Consider the following 17,496-nt stretch of genomic DNA (forward strand, 5'->3'; position numbering starts at 1 on the left):
GCTCCTCAGCTCGTGGTCCGGCGCAGCAGCAGATCGCGCAGTTGGCGGGCGTGGCGGCGGCTGACCTGGAGTTCGACGGAATCGACGAGGACGCTCACCGTGCCCGCGTCCAGGCGGAGTTCGCCGATGTGGCGCAGGGCGACCAGGTGGCGCCGGTGGATGCGGACGAAGCCGCGGGAGCGCCAGCGTTCCTCGAGGGTGGACAGCGGGATGCGCACGAGGTGGCTGCCCTGCGCGGTGTGCAGCCGGGCGTAGTCGCCGTGGGCCTCGACGTGCGTGATGTCCTCGACGGCCACGAAGCGTGTGACACCGCCGAGTTCGACGGATATCTGGTCGGGGTCGGGCTCGTGGACGGGTATGAGGGGCGCGGTGTCGCGGAGTTGGGCGGCCCTGCGGACCGCCTCGGCGAGCCGTTCGCGGCGTACGGGCTTCAGGACGTAGTCGACGGCCTTGAGCTCGAAGGCCTGCACGGCGAATCCCTCGTGGGCGGTGACGAACACGACGAGCGGCGGCTGCGCGAACCCGCCGAGCAGCCGGGCCAGGTCGAGCCCGTCCAGGCCGGGCATGTGGATGTCGAGGAAGACGACGTCGATGGCCTCGGGTCCGCCGGGGCCCGACTGCAGGGCCCGGTTGATCCGGCGCAGCGCCTCGGTCGCGTCGCTCGCTCCCTCGGCGCTGGAGACCCGGGGATCGGCGTTGAGCAGATACAGCAGCTCTTCGAGGGAGGGTTGTTCGTCGTCGACGGCGAGCGCGCGCAGCATGAGAGTGGAGTGTAGGAGCCAAACGCACGGCTGGACATGTGCCGGACACGGCCGTCGTGCCCGGCCGGCCGGTGGCCGCCGCTGGATACAGTGCGGCCATGAACAGCAAGCCCGCGATGTTCGACGAGCTCGACCGCAAGATCATCACGGCCCTGATGGCCAATGCCCGGACGAGTTTCGCGGAGATCGGCGCGGCGATCGGACTGTCCGCGACGGCGGTCAAGCGCCGGGTCGACCGGCTGCGCGAGACGGGCGTGATCACCGGCTTCACGGCCACGGTGAAGCCCGCGGCGCTCGGCTGGCGCACGGAGGCGTACGTGGAGGTGTACTGCGAGGGCGCGGCGCCCCCCAGGCGGCTCGCGGAGGTCGTGCGCAACCATCCGGAGATCACCGCGGCGATGACGGTGACCGGCGGCGCGGACGCGCTGCTGCACGTACGGGCCGTCGACGTGGAGCACTTCGAGGAGGTCCTGGAGCGCATCCGGGTGGAGCCGTTCATCCGGAAGACGATCAGCTATATGGTGCTGTCGCATCTGCTTCCCGAGGCCCCGGAGGCCGGGGCGACCCACGCCGCCCCGGACGACGCAGGAAACGTGCGCTGACCGGGCCGATCACGCAGCAGTGCTGCGTATACGCGCAGCTCTCGTCGCTTGTCGCCCGTGTCCTCCGCTTCTTACCGTTGAGGCATCCCACCAGATGACACCGCAGGAAGCGGAGGAACCTCTCTGTGTCCGAAAGCCGTGTGCCGCGCCCCCGGCGCTTTCTCGTCTGCGAACCCAGACACTTCGCCGTGCAGTACGCGATCAACCCCTGGATGCGTCCCGACACCCCTGTGGACGTCGATCTCGCGCGAACTCAGTGGCAGGCGCTGATCAGCGCCTATCGCGCCCACGGTCACACCGTCGACTCCGTCGAGTCGGTCCCCGGCCTTCCCGACATGGTCTTCGCCGCGAACTGCGCGCTCGTCCTGGAGGGCCGTGTGTTCGGCTCGTCCTTCCACGCACCCGAGCGCCGCCCGGAGTCCACGGCGTACGAGACCTGGTTCAAGACGGCCGGTTTCGACGTCTACCGCCCCGAGTCGGTGTGCGAGGGCGAGGGCGATCTCGTCCCGACGCGCCGCCACATCCTCGCCGGTACGGGTTTTCGCACCACGCCCGAGGCCCATCGCGAGGTCCAGGAGTTCTTCGGCGTCCCGGTGATCGGCCTGCGCCTGGTGGACCCGCACTTCTACCACCTGGACACCGCGCTCTTCGTCCTCGACGACGACAACATCGCGTACTACCCGGAGGCCTTCTCCCCGGGCAGCCGCGAGGTGCTGGGACGGCTGTTCCCGGACGCGGTGATCGCCACCCGTGAGGACGCCCTCGCCTTCGGTCTGAACTCCGTCTCGGACGGCCGTCACGTCTTCATCGCGCCGCGTGCCGAGGCCCTCGCCGCGCAACTCGACCACCATGGGTACGTCCCCGTCCCCGTCGACCTCTCCGAGTTCCACAAGGCCGGCGGCGGCATCAAGTGCTGCACACAGGAGATCCGTTCATGACCGCTCCCGCCCGTGCGACCGCGCCCGCCGACGCCGGTGCGCGCAGCTCCGAGGAACTGATCCGGGCCGAGGGCCCCGTCCTGGCGCACAACTACCACCCGCTGCCCGTCGTCGTCGCGCACGCCGAGGGCACCTGGGTGGAGGACGTCGAGGGGCGCCGCTACCTCGACATGCTGGCGGGGTACTCGGCACTCAACTTCGGCCACCGCAACCCGGTGCTGATCGAGGCGGCGCACCGCCAGCTCGACCGGCTCACCCTGACCTCGCGGGCCTTCCACAACGACCGGCTCGCCGGATTCGCGGAGTCCCTGGCCGCGTTGACGGGCATGGACATGGTCCTGCCGATGAACACGGGCGCCGAGGCGGTGGAGAGCGCCATCAAGGTGGCCCGCAAGTGGGCGTACGAGGTCAAGGGCGTCGAGCCCGGTTCGGCCACCATCGTGGTCGCGGCCGACAACTTCCACGGCCGGACGACGACGATCGTCAGCTTCTCCACCGACGAGACGGCCCGCTCCGGCTTCGGCCCCTTCACGCCGGGCTTCCGGGTCGTGCCGTACAACGACCTGGCCGCGCTCGAAGCGGCGATCGACGAGACGACGGCCGCGGTGCTGATCGAGCCCGTCCAGGGCGAGGCGGGCGTGATCATCCCGGACGACGGCTATCTCGCCGGCGTCCGCGAGCTCACCCGCCGCACCGACTGTCTGTTCGTCGCGGACGAGATCCAGTCCGGCCTCGGCCGCACCGGCACCACGCTGGCGGTGGAACACGAGTCGGTCGTCCCCGACCTGGTGCTGCTCGGCAAGGCGCTCGGCGGCGGCATCGTGCCCGTCTCCGCGGTCGTGGGCCGCCGTGACGTGCTGAGTGTGCTGCGTCCGGGTGAGCACGGCTCGACGTTCGGCGGCAATCCGCTGGCCGCGGCGGTCGGTTCGGCCGTCGTGGGTCTCCTGGAGACCGGCGAGTACCAGCGACGGGCGGCCGAACTGGGCGTCCTGCTGCGGGACGGGCTGACGGCCCTGGTGGGCCGGGGCGTCGAGGGCTTCCGCTCCCGGGGGCTGTGGGCGGGCGTCGACATCGACCCGTCCATCGGCACGGGCCGGGAGATCAGCCAGGGCCTGATGCGCGAGGGAATCCTGGTCAAGGACACCCACGGCTCGACCATCCGGCTGGCACCCCCGCTCACCATCACGGCGGAGGAACTCCGGTCGGCGCTCGGGTCGCTGGAGAAGGTTCTGACCGAAGGGGTCTGAGCAGGGCGTCGGGCGCAGAGCCCGAGCAGGGGTCCCGTGGCGTCGGCGCCACGGGACCCCCGCGTCGGCGGGGAGCCGTCGGGTGACCTGCTGGAAGCGGCCAACCTGCCGCTGCGGCACACCTGTGCGGCCGCGCCGCAGTCGGCCGGTGTCGTCGGGACACGATGACAACACGCCGACCGGGCGGACGGGCGCGGCTCCGGTCGACTCCTGGGGCTCTTGGGAAAGTGCTGGCGCAAGGGGTCGGATACCGGCCAAGAGGCCACAGAGAGTGACATCACGATGGTTACGCCCGGCGACGGCCGCGCCTACACTGATCGCTCCCCGGGGAAGACGAGGAGTGCCCCAAGTGTTTTATCACGTGCTCAAATATGTGCTTCTGGGTCCGCTGCTGAGAGTGACCTTCCGGCCTCGGATCGAGGGCCTTGAACACGTACCGTCGTCGGGCCGGGCCATCGTCGCCGGCAACCACCTGTCCTTCGCGGACCACTTCCTGATGCCGGCGATCCTGAAACGCCGGATCACCTTCCTGGCGAAGGCCGAGTACTTCACCGGGCCCGGCATCAAGGGACGGCTGACGGCGGCGTTCTTCCGCAGCATCGGGCAGATTCCGGTGGACCGCTCCGGCAAGGAGGCCGGGCAGGCGGCGATCCGCGAGGGGCTCGGCGTGCTGAACAAGGACGAGCTGCTCGGGATCTACCCCGAGGGCACGCGCTCGCACGACGGCCGCCTCTACAAAGGCAAGGTCGGCGTCGCCGTGATGGCCCTGCGGGCCCAGGCCCCGGTCGTCCCGTGCGCGATGATCGGCACCTTCGAGGCCCAGCCGCCGGGCCGGAAGCTGCCGCGGATCCACCCCGTGGTGATCCGGTTCGGCAAGCCCCTCGACTTCTCGCGCTACGCCGGGATGGAGGGCGAGAAGGCCGTGCTGCGGGCCATCACCGACGAGATCATGTACGCCATCCTGGCCCTCTCCGAGCAGGAGTACGTCGACCGGTACGCGGCCGAGGTCAAGGCGGAGGAAGCGGCGCAGAAGGCCGAGGCGGGCCGCAAGTTCCGCCGCATGCCGCTGAGTTGAAGTTGACATTGCCGGAGCGGACGCGCGGGGCGCCGACACGGCGAAGGGGGCGGCCGGGGTTCCGGCCGCCCCCTCGTGCTGTCGGGACTACGGCTGCGGCGTGGCGTGCGGCGTGCACGTCACGTCGGCGGCGTCCGTCTTGCCGGTGAGCAGGTAGGAGTCCACCCGCCCGTTGATGCACGGGTTGACCAGTCCGGTCACACCGTGCGAGCCCGCGCCCTGCTCGGTGATGAGGCGGGAGCCCTTGAACCGCTTGTGCAGTTCGACGGCGCCGGCGTACGGCGTGGCGGCGTCATTGGTGGACTGGACGATGAGGACGGCGGGCAGGCCCTTGCCGGTCTTCACCTCCACCGGGGTCTGCTGCTTGACCGGCCAGGTGGCGCACGGCAGGTTCATCCACGCGTTGGCCCAGGTCATGAACGGGTACTGGGCGTTGAGCCGCGTGTTGTCCCGGTCCCACTTCCGCCAGCTCGTGGGCCACTGCGCGTCGGTGCACTCGACGGCCGTGTACACGGCGTTCCCGTTCTCCGAGGAGATGTTGCCCGCCGTGTCCGACAGGTCGGGGGACGCGGCGTCGACGAGCGCCTGGGTGTCACCGGCGACGTACTTGCTGAACACCGAGGCGGTCGGCACCCACGAGGAGTCGTAGTACGGGGCGCTCTGGAAGAAGGAGATCAGCTCGGCGGGGCCGACGACGCCGCCCAGCGGGGCCTTCTTCGCGGTGGCGCGCAGCTTCAGCCACTGGTCCTGCACCTTGGCGCGGGTGTCGCCGAGGTGGAAGGCCGCGTCGTTCTTGGCGACCCAGTCCTCCCAGTCCTTCCAGCGGCCCTCGAAGGCGATGTCCTGCTCCAGGTTGGCCTGGTACCAGATGTTCTCGCGCGACGGGTTGACGACGCTGTCGACGATCATGCGGCGCACGTGGCCCGGGAAGAGCGTGCCGTAGACGGCTCCCAGGTAGGTGCCGTACGAGACGCCGAGGTAGTTGAGCTTCTTCTCACCGAGCGCGGCCCGGATGACGTCGAGGTCGCGTGCCGTGTTGGGCGTGGTCATCTGCGCCAGCACGGCCTTGCCGCTGCGCTCGGCGCAGCCGTCGGCGTACTCCGCGGCCAGCTTGCGCTGGGCCCGCTTGTCGGCCTCGGAGTCCGGGACCGGGTCCGCCTTGGGCGCCTTGACGAACTCCTGCGGGTCGATGCAGGAGATGGGCGCCGAGTGGCCGACTCCGCGCGGGTCGAAGCCCACGAAGTCGTACGCCTTGGCGGTGTTCACCCACAGCGGGGCCTTGGTGGTGACACGGCGCGGGAAGCGCATGCCGGAACCGCCGGGGCCGCCCGGGTTGTAGACGAGCGCTCCCTGGCGCTCCTCCTTGGTACCGGTGTTCCCGATGCGGTCCACGGCCAGCTTGAGCTGCTTGCCGTAGGGGTGGGCGTAGTCCAGCGGCACGCTCACCCAGCCGCACTGGATCGGCTTCTCGAAGCCCCAGTCGGCCGGGCAGTCCTGCCAGTCGATCCCGGCCTTGGCGGCCCGCTCGGCGGCCACGGCCGCGCCGTGCTGCTCGCGGCTCTGCCCGTAGTCGTGGCCGTGCCGCGAGTCGGCGGTGGCCGACGGCGCCGCGACGGCCCCGGCTATCAGGGTCGCCGTGACGAGCACACCGGCCGAACCCAGTGCCGCCACGCGCTTTGTCGGTCTCTTGGACCTCAAGTGTGACCTCCCCGTACATGATTGCGATTGGTACGGGGATCCTTTCGGCTGTGAGGTCCCTGGGAACAGACGCGACCGGTGTTCTTTACCAATCCGATAGCCGGTACGGCATGTTCCGGTGAGCGGTCGGCACGACGTGAACAGCTCTTCCGGGCAACACAATTGACGTCACGTCAATTCACGCAACGCTTCGTCCAGCACCCGTCTCAGCAGCAGCGCGTCGGGGGCGAGCGCCGTCACGAGCACGGCGGGTCCGGCGAGCGGGGTGAGCGCGGCGTACTCCCCGAGCGGTCGTGCCGCCGGCGGGTGCTTCTCGAACTCCGGTCTTACGATCACCAGTTGGCCGAGTGCCCGATGCCCCGCGAGGACGGCGGGCCCGTCCCAGCCGCCGGGCGCGCCGGGGCCGCACGCCACCTCCTGGTCGAGCAGGGCCCGTCCGTCGCGTCGCACGGTGAGACGGCTGGTCAGCCGCCCGGGGTCCTCGCCCACGCGCCCGAGCACCTGCTCCTCACGCAGGACGAGCCGGGCACCGCCCCGCAGCTCGATGCGCGAGGAGACGGACAGGTCGCTGCCGCCGGCCGAGATCAACTGCTCGGGCAGCCACCACAGTTCACCTCCGTCGGCGACGTCGAGGCGCAGGTCGTAGCGGGCCTCCCCTTTGGCCTGTCCGGGCAGCGCGATGGTGGCGGCGGCCGAGCCGACCCGCAGACGCGCGCCCGGACCGACCCGGGCCTCGACGGCGAGGTGATCGCCGCCGAGCGGTCCGCTCATCGCCCCGACGAGCATCACGCGCGCCTCCGGCCCACCGCTTCGGACCCGGCGCAGGGCGAGCGGCCCCTCTCCCTCCAGCACGGGCAGCGAGGTCCCGCCGCGGCCGTCGTCCCTGGCCTCGATCCGCGCGGTGGCGCGGACTCCCGCCGTCGTCACGCGGTCCACTCCGCGAGCCGTTCCCGCACCCAGTCGGCGACCGCGGTGACGCCGACCTCCGTGCGCAACGACTGGAAGACCACGGGAAGTCCGTCCCGCTGCGCCTTGGCGTCGGCCGCCATCCGTCCGAGGTCGGAGCCCACGTACGGCGCCAGGTCGGTCTTGTTCACGACGAGCAGGTCGGCCGTCGTGACTCCGGGTCCGCCCTTGCGCGGGATGTCGTCCCCGCCCGCCACGTCGATCACGAAGACCTGGGCGTCGACGAGGCCCCTGGAGAAGGTCGCGGTGAGGTTGTCGCCGCCGGACTCCACGAGGATCAGATCCAGCGGGCCGATCTCGTCCTCCAGGTCCTCGACCGCTTCGAGGTTGGCGGAGATGTCGTCCCGGATCGCGGTGTGCGGACAGGCGCCGGTCTCGACGGCGGTGATCCGCTCGGGGGGCAGTACCGCCTCCCGCAGCAGGAACTCGGCGTCCTCACGGGTGTAGATGTCGTTGGTGACGACGGCGAGGGACAGTTCGTCGCGCAGCGCCCGGCAGAGCGCGGCGACGGTCGCCGTCTTCCCGGAGCCGACGGGGCCGCCGAGCCCGATGCGCAGGGCACGGCGCCTGCCGTCGGGCCTACGGGCGTCGGCGCTGACGGCGGACGGTCCGTGGTGAGTGTGATCGAGATGCACGGTGCGACTCCAACTTCGTCGGGCTGGGGGGGGGAATCGAGTTCGGCGAGCGGACCGCCGACGGCCGCTCCGGGAGCCGGGCGGTCGGGCGACCCGCCACCCGTCGACGGCCTGTCCGGCGGACCGGCTGACCGATTGCCGGCTGACCGATTGCCGGCTGACCGATTGCCATCTGACCGGTTGCCATCTGACCGGCTGACCGACTGATCGACTGGCGCCACCGGTCGGCCGATGCGGCGTTCTCGGGCTTCCGGCGGTCAGGGGAGGTGCCCGGCGGCCGGAGAACGTGGTCGCCGGAGAGCGTGCGGCCGTCAGGACGCGAACAGCCGTACCGGCCAGGCCGCGTGCGCCTCCGCGCCGATCTCCAGCAGCGGTGCCGACGCCGCGGGAAGCGCCTCGACCCCCTTGTCGAGGACCCGCCGCGCCGCACTCGCCGCCGCGTGGGCGACGACGTCCAGTTCCGGCGCGAGCCGGGCCAGCGCGGCCGTCGCGTCGAACGGGTCGAGGCTCAGCAACCGCACCGTCGCCGACGCGGGCCCGCTGACGCACTCGTACGCGGAGCAGTACGCGGCGTCCTCGGGCCCGAGACCGGCGGCCCGCGCGGTCACGCCCAGCACGACCGGCTGATGTGCCCCCTTGGGGAACTCCCGCGCCAGCGCGTCGAGTTCGGGGGACGGCCAGGTCGCCCTCGCGGCCCGCAGGAGCTGCCGGCCCAGACGGCGCGCCGCGACCCGCAGGGCGAGCGAGGGCGTGCGGGCGTCGGCGGCCGCGTCCAGGGCCACCGGATCGACCCCGAGCGCGCCCGCCGCGGCCAGCGCGGCCGAGACGAGTCCGCTCGTGTGCAGCCGGCCTCGGCAGAAGTCCTGCAGGCTCGCCGCTCCGGTGATCCGCCCGGCCTTGACCGCGGCCTCGGCCCCGCCGGAGTGCGCGTGCCCTCCGGCGGGGAAGCGCCCGTCGGCCAGAACGAGAAGTGCTGCCCTGGACATCAGAAGAGGAAGTAACGCTGGGCCATGGGCAGTTCGGCGGCCGGAGTCGCCTCGACTAGCTCCCCGTCGATGTGCACGGCGAAGCTGTCGGGGTCGATCCGCACGTCGGGCCGGGCGTCGTTCTCCCGCATGTCGGCCTTGGTCACCGCCCGCGTGGACTCGATGGCGACGAACCGCTTGCCCAGCGAGAGCCGTTCCGGCAGTCCGTCCTCGATGGCCAGCGGTGCCACGAAGTTGAACGAGTTCGCGGCGGGAGCCCGCCCGATCGCCCCGAACATCGGCCGGGGCAGCACCGGTTGCGGGGTCGGGATGGAGGCGTTGGCGTCGCCCATCTGCGCGTACGCGATCTGCCCGCCCTTGACGACGAGATGCGGTTTGACCCCGAAGAACGCCGGCTCCCACAGGACCAGGTCGGCAAGCTTGCCGGTCTCCACCGAGCCGATCTCACGGGCGAGTCCCTGCGCGAGCGCCGGGTTGATGGTGTATTTGGCGACATAGCGACGTACCCGATGGTTGTCGGCACGGCCGTCGCCCGGCAGGGCGCCCCGGCGTCGCTTCATCACGTGGGCCGTCTGCCAGGTCCGCATGATCACCTCGCCGACGCGGCCCATGGCCTGGGAGTCGGAGGAGATGATCGAGATGGCCCCGAGGTCGTGGAGTATGTCCTCGGCCCCGATGGTGGACGGCCGGATGCGGGACTCGGCGAAGGCCAGGTCCTCGGGCACCGCGGGGTTCAGGTGGTGGCAGACCATCAGCATGTCGAGGTGTTCCTCGGCCGTGTTGACGGTGTAGGGCCGGGTCGGGTTGGTCGAGCTGGGCAGGACGTACGGCTCGGAGACCACGGTCATGATGTCCGGCGCGTGCCCGCCGCCCGCGCCCTCCGTGTGGTACGCGTGGATTCCGCGTCCGGCGATGGCGGCGAGGGTGTCGGCGACGAACCCGGCTTCGTTCAGGGTGTCGGTGTGGATGGCGACCTGGATGCCGGTGCGGTCGGCGACGGTGAGCGCGGCGTCGATCGCGGCGGGTGTCGAGCCCCAGTCCTCGTGGATCTTCAGCCCGAGCGCGCCGCCCCGGATCTGCGAGAGCATCGCCTCGTGGGAGACGGTGTTGCCCTTGCCGAGCAGACCGAAGTTGACCGGATACCCCTCCATCGCCTCCAGCATCCGCGCCAGATGCCAGGGGCCGGGGGTGACGGTGGTCGCCTTGGAACCCTCGGCGGGACCCGTGCCACCGCCGACGAGCGTCGTGATGCCGGAGGCGAGGGCCTCGTCGGCGATCTGCGGACAGATCAGATGGACGTGGGCGTCGATGGCGCCCGCGGTCATGATCCGTCCGTTGCCCGCGATGATCTCGGTCTCCGGGCCGATCACCAGGTCGGGATGGACGCCGTCCATGGTGTCGGGGTTGCCGGCCTTGCCGATGCCGGAGATGCGGCCGTCGCGGATGCCGACGTCGGCCTTGACGATCCCCCAGTGGTCGACGATCACGACGCCGGTGACGACGGTGTCCGGGGTGCCGTCGGCGCGCGTGGCGCGTGACTGGCCCATGGATTCCCGGATCACCTTGCCCCCGCCGAACACCGCCTCGTCACCGGCGAGGCCGGGCCCGCCCGAGCGGTCCTCCTCGATCTCGATCAGCAGGTCCGTGTCGGCGAGGCGGATGCGGTCGCCGGTGGTCGGACCGAACAGATCGGCGTACGCGGCACGCGAGATCTCAGGCATCGAGGGCACCTCCGGTCTCCCCGCGCAGTCCGGGCACCACGCGGGCGCCGGCGAGCGGGACGAGTTCGACCTCGACCGGGATCCCGGGCTCGAAGCGCACGGCGGTCCCGGCGGCGACGTTGAGCCGCTTGCCGCGGGCGGCCGCGCGGTCGAAGTCCAGACCGGGATTGGCCTCGGCGAAGTGGTAGTGGGAACCGACCTGGACGGGGCGGTCGGCGGCGTTGAGGACGGTCAGCCGGGTGGTCTCACGCCCCTCGTTGAACACGACGGGTCCGTCGGCGAACAGGAACTCTCCGGGAATCACGGCGCTCCCCTCCGTCAGACGATCGGGTCGTGGACGGTGACGAGCTTGGTGCCGTCCGGGAAGGTGGCCTCGACCTGGACGTCGTAGATCATCTCGGGGATGCCCGTCATGACGTCGTCCCGGGTGAGGATCTTGCGCCCGGAGGACATCAGTTCGGCGACGGTACGGCCGTCACGGGCGCCTTCGAGGATGTGCGAGGTGATCAGGGCGACGGCCTCGGGGTGGTTCAGTTTCAGCCCGCGGGCCCGGCGCTTCTCGGCGACATCGGCCGCCACATGGATCAGCAGCCTCTCCTGCTCGTGCGGGGTCAGTTGCACGACGTCCCACCTCACATCCTCGCTCCGGGCCGTGCGGGGCCCGGTGGCCGCGGCCACCGAAACCCCTGGTGGCATGGATGGGCACGCTAGTTGGCCGGAGTTTCGAGGACGTTAACCGGCCCGCGCTCTCCTTCCGGCCCGGCCGAGGAACGCTCCCGGGTCCGCGATGCCGCCCCGCTTGCCCCGTTCTTCCGCCCCGGGCCCCGGGATCACCCCGGACCACCGCGAGGCCGTCGGGGGCCGGACCGTATACGGCGTGCGGCACGAGCCGCGGAGGTGTGCCGCGCGAGGCACCGAGCCGTCACCGGCAGCCGGGACGGCGGGGAAGCCGCCGAGTCGACACGGAGAGCGGGACGGCACGCCCTGCATCGAGTCGACGGAGGGACACGCCATGCATCGAGTCGACAGGGGAAGGGGAGCGGCGGGCACGGTCACACGACGCTCGGGAGGCGGTCAGGAGGCGCTGGGCCCCCGGTGCTCCGCGGCGATGCCGAACCGCTGGTGCTCGCGGGGCGCCGAGGCCACCTCGCGGACGCTGGACAGCGAGCTGACCACCTGGTCGTCCGCCGGCTCCGGGAGATCTTCGAGGCGCTCCAGGTCGGCCGCGGAGACCAGGGCGACGAGTGGCTTGCCGTGCCGCGTCACGACGACGCGCTCACCGCCGTACACGACGCGGTTGATCAGTTCGGCGAGCTCAGCCCTGGCTTGCGTCACCGGAATCTCGTAGGCCATGACGTCCAGCTTAGACCGGGCCTCCCGCACTCCGCGGGGCGCGAGATCCCGCCTGCAGGCCCCGCACGGCACCCTCGGCCACCTTCCCGTCCGGGCATGCCGCCGTTTCTGCTCTCAGCAGGGCCCTCTTCCGCAGAGACGTACGTCCTGTACATTTTTTACAGACGTCGATCTGAGGAGGCGCGCCATGGACAGCCCGTCCGCCCGCTATGTCCTGCCCGAGTTCACGGAACGCACGAGCGCGGGACACCGGACCCTGGACCCCTACGCGAAGCTGCTCAGCGAGCGGATCGTGTTCCTCGGGACGCCGATCGACGACACGTCGGCGAACGACGTGACGGCCCAGTTCATGTACCTCGAACACCAGGCGCCCGAGCAGGACATCTCGCTGTACATCAACTCCCCCGGCGGCTCCTTCGCCGCGATGACCGCGATCTACGACACGATGCGGTTCGTCACCTGCGACGTCGAGACGGTCTGCCTGGGCCGGGCGGCCTCGGCCGCGGCCGTGCTGGTGGCGGGCGGCACTCCGGGCAAGCGGCTCGCGCTGCCGGGGGCCCGCTTCCTGCTCCACCAGCCGTCGGCGGCCGAGCCGCTCCAGGGCCAGGCGAGCGACCTGCTCATCCAGGCCGAGGAGTTGCTGCGGACCCGTCGGACGCTGGAGGAGATGCTTGGGCGCCACACGGGCCGGAGTCCGGAGCAGGTCGCGGCGGACATCGAGCGCGACAGGATCCTCGACGCGCCGGAGGCCCTGGCCTACGGGCTGATCGACCGGATCGTCCCGAGCCGCAGGTCCGCGCTCGACACGCCCGGCGCGAGGTGAGCGGCCGATGATCCCGGACCTTCCCCCGCTGCCCGCGCTGACCCGCGCGGAGGCCGAACTCATCGACCGCTATCTCGACGTCGTCGACCTCCTCGGCCGGATCAACCCCTCCCGCCCCGGAGACACCTATCGCGGCCTGAGGGCGGCTCAGGCACTGGTCGGCAAGGCGGAGGCCCTGCGGGACGCGCTCACGCTGATGCATCAGCGGGGCGAGAGCGAGGTGCACGCCCCGACGCTGGCGCAGGCCCTGCGGGTGCTCGGCGGAGAGCGGCGGGCGGCCCGGGTCACCGTGCCTCCCGAGTCCGGAAGTTGACGGACACCCACCGACGGGCCGGCCCGCGCCGAAGCGGCATGACGTCCGGACCACGACTCAAACGGACCGGATGGTGTACCCCCTGACGGCGTATTCATCGGTCCCTTCCCTGACCCCTCCGAGTTGCGCAACACGCTGAGTCCGGACGCCGGATGAGCCCCGTCGTCGCAGGTGCGGGCCTCATCGCCGTCCCCAACACGTGCTCGAACGGAGGGGTGTTCACTCGAACAGTCGAGTGGTGAGTAAGCCCACAAAACACCGGTTCCGCTCGGATTTTCCGACTCTGATGAGTGAAGATCCCTTCCGACGACAAGCCCCCGCCACAGCGGCGGGGCGGTCCGGGCGGACGCCGAGTCCTGCCGCCGCCCGGATGCCCGGTCGACAGGAGTGGATCGGCAGGAGTGGAGGACCCAGCTAGACGGGTCGCCGGAACAGTTCCGGGCGGCCCTTGGGGTGAAGCCGCAGCAGCGGCCGGGCAACTTCGCCAGCCCGAATCCGACAGGTCATCCTTCACAGGCGGCTGACGAAGGGTTGCGCATGACTGCGCTCAATCGTGTCCCGTCGCTGTGGACCCGGGCCGGTACGGCCTCGGCGCTCACACTTGCCGCCGTCGGCGGCAGCCTGGTGGTTCCCGGTGTCGCACCAGACGCCGAGGCGGCCACCGTCGCGACGCGGGCACTCCAGGTCGCGGCGTCGAAGCACGGCTCCCCCTACCAGTGGGGCGCCACCGGACCGCACCGCTTCGACTGCTCGGGGCTCACGCTCTACTCGTACAAGAAGGCGGGCAAGAAGCTGCCTCGTACGGCCGCGGCCCAGTACAACAAGACGCACCATGTCTCGGCCTCGCACCGCAAGGCCGGTGACCTCGTGTTCTTCCACTCGGGCCGGAACGTGTACCACGTCGGCATCTACGCCGGTAAGGGAAAGATCTGGCACTCCCCGAAGACCGGGGAAGTGGTGAAGCTCCAGAAGATCTGGACGAGAAGCGTCTGGTACGGCAGGGTCGGCTGACCCTTTCGCCCGGGGCGGCGGACCCTCGCCGCCCCGGCGCGAGCGCCCTCAGGGCCGCTGTGACGCCCTCCCGGCCCCTCGCGGGCCGACCGGGGCCGGGGGCGGCCCTTGTGGGCCGACCATGGCCGCCGCGGCTTTCGTGGGGCCACTGACGACCGCCGCGCCTCAATGGCCGCTGACCGCCGCGGCCTCAATGGGCCGCTGACGACCGCCGCCGCCCCCAAGGGCCATGACGACCGGTCGCCCCGTGGCGGCGTCCCTCAGGGCTCCTGGGGCGGCCACCCGGCCGGCACCGGCTGGACGGGCACCGTCCACGGGAGCTCGATGGAGACCGTCTTGCCGCCCTCCCGGGTCGGTACGACGGTGAGCCTGCCGCCGCATTCGGCGGTGAGCCAACGGATGATCACCATGCCGCGGCCGTTGTCCTGCTGGACGGCCGCGGGCAGCCGCTTCGGAAAGCGCGGATGGCTGTCGGTGACCCCGATACGCAGCCGCTCCTCCCGGTCGAGACGCACGCCGACCGTGAAGGTGGGCGACTGCCCGAACGTGTGCTGCACGGCGTTGGTCGCCAGTTCCGACACGATCAGCCGCACGGTCTCGGCGACGTCGCAGTCCCCCGGCAGGCCCCATTCGGACAGCACTTCGGCGACGAAATTTCGGGCCACGGAAACCGAGACCGGTTCGCTCGGCAGGGTGACGGATGCTTCCTGATGGTCTGCCATGGCGACGTTCGTCCCTTTCCCACGGGACCGGAGCCCGACACTGAGCGGATGGTTCGAGTACGGTCCCGGACTGGTGCTTGCGCCAGACTGCCATTACCGGGCCGGTCGCGGGTGCGATCCACCGAGTAATGCATATATCTGTCGCTCGATGCGGTGAACTCTGCGTCGGCAGAGCGTATTCGGACGACTTGGAAGGAGTAAGGAGAACAGCCATGCAGCACGGTCCCGCGGTGCGCCGCCGCAAGCTCGGAGCCGAACTGCGCGCGCTGCGCGCGGGCACGGGGCTCACGAGCGGGGAGGCGGCCCGCCTGCTCGGCTGGCACCAGTCGAAGGTGAGCCGCATCGAAACCGGCACCAGCGGGGTGAAACCGGCCGATGTGGAACGCCTGTTGCACGCGTACGGCGTCGAGGATCCCGAACTGCGCCGGCTCCTGGTCGTGTTGGCGGGCTCCGAGGTCAACGGCCGCCACCACTGGTGGCACGCGTACCGCGGGGTCCTCCCGCCGGAGTACCGGGACTTCATCAGCCTGGAGTCCGGCGCCAGCGCGATGCGCACCCTGGAGACCTCCGTCGTGCCCGGGCTGCTGCAGACACCGGAGTACGCCCGCGCGGTGACGCGGGCCGCCGTGGACGGACTGGAGGAGAGCAAGCTCGACGCCCTGGTCGAAGTGCGTCTGGCCCGGCAGGACGTGCTGCGCTCGGACCCGCCGCTCGAACTGTCCGCCGTCCTGGACGAGGCCGTGCTGCGCCGTGAGGTGGGCGGCCCCGACGTCATGGCACGCCAGCTCCGCCGGCTGCGGGAGGCCGCCGTGCTGCCTCAAGTACGGCTCCAGGTACTGCCGTTCGCGGCCGGCGCGCACATCGGCGTGACCGGCCCTTTCGTTATCTTCTCATTTCCGAACACAACCGATCTGGATGTGGTTGTTCTCGACCACTTGACGAGTAGCCTCTATCTCGAACGGAAAGAGGACCTCCAGGCATACGCCGAGGCCTTCAACGCCCTTCAGTTCCACGCCCTTTCACCCGAGGACTCGTTGGACTACATCGCCTCGATAGGCGACGACACGTAAGGAGGCACGTCATGTCTGCAATGCCTCGGTACGTACCCTCCAGCACTTCGCTGCTCCATGTGCGCTGGCTGCGCAGCAGTCGCAGTACCGGGATGAACAACTGCGTCGAGACCGCACGCCCGGGCACCGGACCCTGGTCCGGAATGGTCGCGGTGCGCGATTCCAAGAACACGGCGGGACCCGCCCTGCTGTTCACCCCGGACGTCTGGGAGGAGTTCATCACCGGGCTGAACTGACCCCGCACGGTTCACCGCTCCACCGCACCACCGGCCGGCCACCCCTGCATCTGTCCGGCCGAACGCTCCACCCGCTCGTCGATCGACCGCTCCACCGGTTCACCGGTTCCGGCTGATCACGTCCACCGCGTGCTCGATCTGCTCCTCGGTGAGGTCCGCGCGGGCCGTCAGTCGCAGCCGCGAAACACCGTCGGGCACCGACGGGGGACGGAAACAGCCGACGGCGAGGCCCGCCTCGCGACAGTCGGCCGCCCATCGCACCGCCCGTTCGGGGGACGGTGCCCGCACGGAGACGACCGCGGCATCCGGTCGTACCGCGGAGAGACCCTCCGCCGTCAATCGCGCGTGCAGCGCCCTGGCCACCTCGCGCGCCCGCGCGGCCCGCTCCGGCTCACGGCGCAGCAGGCGCAGGGCCGCGAGCGCCGCGCCCGCCGCCGCCGGCGCCAGGCCGGTGTCGAAGATGAAGGTGCGCGCCGCGTTGATCAGGTGGTCGATCACGGCCGCCGGGCCGAGGACCGCGCCGCCCTGGCTGCCGAGCGACTTGGACAGCGTGACGGTCACGACGACGTCCGGGTCCCCCGCGAGCCCCGCGGCGTGCGCGGCGCCCCTGCCGCCGTCGCCCAGGACCCCGAGCCCGTGCGCGTCGTCGACGACGAGGCCGGCGCCGTACTCACGGGACGCGAGCGCGAGTTCGGCGAGCGGGGCCGCGTCGCCGTCCACCGAGAAGACCGTGTCGGAGACGGTGACGGCGGGGCCGTCGTGGGTGCCGAGCGCCTTGCGCACGGCGTCGGGGTCCGCGTGCGGGACGACCTGTGTGGTGCCGCGCGCGAGCCGGCAGCCGTCGATCAGGGAGGCGTGGTTGCCCGCGTCCGAGACGATCAGTGAGCCGTGCGGGGCGAGCGCGGTGACGGCGGCGAGGTTGGCCGCGTAGCCGGAGGACAGGACGAGCGCGGACTCGAAGCCGCAGAAGTCGGCCAGTTCGCGTTCCAGCTCGGTGTGGAGTTCGGTGGTGCCGGTGACGAGCCGGGAGCCCGTGGCACCGCCGCCCCACAGGCGTGCGGCACGGGCCGCGCCCTCGGTGACCTCCGGATGGCGGGCGAGCCCGAGGTAGTCGTTGCTCGCGAGATCGAGGAGCGGGGACTCGGCGGGGCGCGGGCGCAACGTACGCACGAGTCCGGCCCGGCGGCGTGCCTCGGCCTGCTCGTCGATCCAGCCGAACGCCATGGGTCCTCCGGGTCTCGCTGTGGTGCGGTGGCGGTGTTTTGTAGGCAGTGAACAGACCCTAGCGGGCGCTCCGGCGGCGCATGATGTGGCAATACCCACACGTCGAACCATCTCT

General features: G+C 71.1%; 21 protein-coding genes and 1 riboswitch. Of the genes, 10 read left to right on the forward strand and 11 right to left on the reverse strand.

Annotated elements, in window-relative coordinates:
* Nucleotides 1-5 precede the first annotated feature (5 nt).
* Nucleotides 6-761 carry a LytR/AlgR family response regulator transcription factor gene (locus tag ACFRIC_RS19100; RefSeq protein ID WP_382787084.1) on the reverse strand — a complete coding sequence of 252 codons (756 nt, stop codon included), beginning with the start codon at nucleotides 759-761 and terminating at the stop codon, nucleotides 6-8.
* Nucleotides 762-859: 98 nt separating this feature from the next.
* On the opposite strand from ACFRIC_RS19100, the gene ACFRIC_RS19105 reads away from it, so the two are divergent.
* The 4 genes from ACFRIC_RS19105 (at nucleotide 860) to ACFRIC_RS19120 (ending at nucleotide 4,623) form a co-directional block, all read left to right on the forward strand.
* On the forward strand, nucleotides 860-1,363 hold the full coding sequence (locus tag ACFRIC_RS19105; protein WP_151470518.1) for an Lrp/AsnC family transcriptional regulator: 504 nt from the start codon (nucleotides 860-862) through the stop codon (nucleotides 1,361-1,363).
* A gap of 125 nt (nucleotides 1,364-1,488) precedes the next feature.
* Nucleotides 1,489-2,301, forward strand: coding sequence for a dimethylargininase (ddaH, locus tag ACFRIC_RS19110; RefSeq protein ID WP_382787088.1), 813 nt, complete (start codon nucleotides 1,489-1,491; stop codon nucleotides 2,299-2,301).
* Complete coding sequence (gene rocD, locus ACFRIC_RS19115; RefSeq protein ID WP_382787090.1) at nucleotides 2,298-3,548, forward strand: ornithine--oxo-acid transaminase; 1,251 nt, start codon at nucleotides 2,298-2,300, stop codon at nucleotides 3,546-3,548. The genes ddaH and rocD overlap by 4 nt, the downstream gene beginning before the upstream one ends.
* A 349-nt stretch (nucleotides 3,549-3,897) precedes the next feature.
* Nucleotides 3,898-4,623, forward strand: coding sequence for a lysophospholipid acyltransferase family protein (locus ACFRIC_RS19120; protein WP_382787093.1), 726 nt, complete (start codon nucleotides 3,898-3,900; stop codon nucleotides 4,621-4,623).
* An 87-nt stretch (nucleotides 4,624-4,710) separates the two neighbouring features.
* On the opposite strand, the gene ACFRIC_RS19125 is transcribed toward ACFRIC_RS19120, so the two are convergent.
* The 3 genes from ACFRIC_RS19125 to ureG form a co-directional block, all read right to left on the reverse strand.
* On the reverse strand, nucleotides 4,711-6,321 hold the full coding sequence (locus ACFRIC_RS19125; RefSeq protein WP_382787096.1) for an alpha/beta hydrolase: 1,611 nt from the start codon (nucleotides 6,319-6,321) through the stop codon (nucleotides 4,711-4,713).
* 168 nt (nucleotides 6,322-6,489) lie between these two features.
* On the reverse strand, nucleotides 6,490-7,248 hold the full coding sequence (locus ACFRIC_RS19130; protein ID WP_382787099.1) for an urease accessory protein UreD: 759 nt from the start codon (nucleotides 7,246-7,248) through the stop codon (nucleotides 6,490-6,492).
* A complete protein-coding gene (ureG, locus tag ACFRIC_RS19135; protein WP_382787102.1) occupies nucleotides 7,245-7,922 on the reverse strand; it encodes an urease accessory protein UreG in 678 nt (225 codons plus the stop codon). The genes ACFRIC_RS19130 and ureG overlap by 4 nt, the downstream gene beginning before the upstream one ends.
* Before the next feature lies 1 nt (nucleotide 7,923).
* Between ureG and ACFRIC_RS19140 the strand changes: the two genes are divergently transcribed.
* The gene (locus tag ACFRIC_RS19140) at nucleotides 7,924-8,121 is read left to right on the forward strand and encodes a pentapeptide repeat-containing protein (protein WP_382787105.1); all 198 of its coding nucleotides are present in this window, start codon (nucleotides 7,924-7,926) and stop codon (nucleotides 8,119-8,121) included.
* A 112-nt stretch (nucleotides 8,122-8,233) separates the two neighbouring features.
* On the opposite strand, the gene ACFRIC_RS19145 is transcribed toward ACFRIC_RS19140, so the two are convergent.
* The 5 genes from ACFRIC_RS19145 to ACFRIC_RS19165 form a co-directional block, all read right to left on the reverse strand.
* The gene (locus tag ACFRIC_RS19145; RefSeq protein ID WP_382787108.1) at nucleotides 8,234-8,908 is read right to left on the reverse strand and encodes an urease accessory protein UreF; all 675 of its coding nucleotides are present in this window, start codon (nucleotides 8,906-8,908) and stop codon (nucleotides 8,234-8,236) included.
* Nucleotides 8,908-10,629, reverse strand: coding sequence for an urease subunit alpha (locus tag ACFRIC_RS19150; protein ID WP_382787111.1), 1,722 nt, complete (start codon nucleotides 10,627-10,629; stop codon nucleotides 8,908-8,910). The genes ACFRIC_RS19145 and ACFRIC_RS19150 overlap by 1 nt, the downstream gene beginning before the upstream one ends.
* The gene (locus ACFRIC_RS19155) at nucleotides 10,622-10,933 is read right to left on the reverse strand and encodes an urease subunit beta (protein ID WP_382787114.1); all 312 of its coding nucleotides are present in this window, start codon (nucleotides 10,931-10,933) and stop codon (nucleotides 10,622-10,624) included. The genes ACFRIC_RS19150 and ACFRIC_RS19155 overlap by 8 nt, the downstream gene beginning before the upstream one ends.
* A 14-nt stretch (nucleotides 10,934-10,947) precedes the next feature.
* Nucleotides 10,948-11,250 (reverse strand): urease subunit gamma, encoded by a 303-nt coding sequence (locus ACFRIC_RS19160; protein WP_382787117.1) that lies wholly within the window; start codon nucleotides 11,248-11,250, stop codon nucleotides 10,948-10,950.
* A 453-nt stretch (nucleotides 11,251-11,703) separates the two neighbouring features.
* The gene (locus ACFRIC_RS19165; RefSeq protein ID WP_382787120.1) at nucleotides 11,704-11,982 is read right to left on the reverse strand and encodes a type II toxin-antitoxin system Phd/YefM family antitoxin; all 279 of its coding nucleotides are present in this window, start codon (nucleotides 11,980-11,982) and stop codon (nucleotides 11,704-11,706) included.
* A 187-nt stretch (nucleotides 11,983-12,169) separates the two neighbouring features.
* Here ACFRIC_RS19165 and ACFRIC_RS19170 point away from each other — a divergent pair, with 187 nt between their 5' ends.
* From ACFRIC_RS19170 to ACFRIC_RS19180, 3 genes are all read left to right on the forward strand, one after another.
* Nucleotides 12,170-12,805, forward strand: a complete 636-nt coding sequence (locus ACFRIC_RS19170; RefSeq protein WP_382787122.1) for an ATP-dependent Clp protease proteolytic subunit — start codon at nucleotides 12,170-12,172, stop codon at nucleotides 12,803-12,805.
* 7 nt (nucleotides 12,806-12,812) lie between these two features.
* Nucleotides 12,813-13,118 (forward strand): hypothetical protein, encoded by a 306-nt coding sequence (locus ACFRIC_RS19175; protein WP_382787124.1) that lies wholly within the window; start codon nucleotides 12,813-12,815, stop codon nucleotides 13,116-13,118.
* A 337-nt stretch (nucleotides 13,119-13,455) separates the two neighbouring features.
* Nucleotides 13,456-13,652: riboswitch (cyclic di-AMP (ydaO/yuaA leader) on the forward strand.
* A 3-nt stretch (nucleotides 13,653-13,655) separates the two neighbouring features.
* Entirely contained in the window at nucleotides 13,656-14,129 is a 474-nt protein-coding gene (locus tag ACFRIC_RS19180; protein WP_351865790.1) for a C40 family peptidase, read from the forward strand.
* A gap of 260 nt (nucleotides 14,130-14,389) precedes the next feature.
* Here the strand turns inward: ACFRIC_RS19180 and ACFRIC_RS19185 are convergent, their stop codons facing one another.
* Nucleotides 14,390-14,851 (reverse strand): ATP-binding protein, encoded by a 462-nt coding sequence (locus ACFRIC_RS19185; RefSeq protein WP_382787127.1) that lies wholly within the window; start codon nucleotides 14,849-14,851, stop codon nucleotides 14,390-14,392.
* 212 nt (nucleotides 14,852-15,063) lie between these two features.
* Between ACFRIC_RS19185 and ACFRIC_RS19190 the strand changes: the two genes are divergently transcribed.
* Together ACFRIC_RS19190 and ACFRIC_RS19195 are read left to right on the forward strand one after the other, a co-directional pair.
* Nucleotides 15,064-15,921, forward strand: coding sequence for a helix-turn-helix domain-containing protein (locus ACFRIC_RS19190; protein ID WP_382787130.1), 858 nt, complete (start codon nucleotides 15,064-15,066; stop codon nucleotides 15,919-15,921).
* Between the two features lie 11 nt (nucleotides 15,922-15,932).
* Nucleotides 15,933-16,157 carry a DUF397 domain-containing protein gene (locus tag ACFRIC_RS19195; protein WP_382787133.1) on the forward strand — a complete coding sequence of 75 codons (225 nt, stop codon included), beginning with the start codon at nucleotides 15,933-15,935 and terminating at the stop codon, nucleotides 16,155-16,157.
* A gap of 99 nt (nucleotides 16,158-16,256) precedes the next feature.
* Here the strand turns inward: ACFRIC_RS19195 and ACFRIC_RS19200 are convergent, their stop codons facing one another.
* Nucleotides 16,257-17,381 carry an 8-amino-7-oxononanoate synthase gene (locus ACFRIC_RS19200; protein WP_382787136.1) on the reverse strand — a complete coding sequence of 375 codons (1,125 nt, stop codon included), beginning with the start codon at nucleotides 17,379-17,381 and terminating at the stop codon, nucleotides 16,257-16,259.
* Between the last annotated feature and the right edge of the window lie 115 nt (nucleotides 17,382-17,496).

Origin of the sequence: Streptomyces sp. NPDC056738, assembly GCF_042790435.1 — a bacterium.
GTDB lineage: Bacteria > Actinomycetota > Actinomycetes > Streptomycetales > Streptomycetaceae > Streptomyces.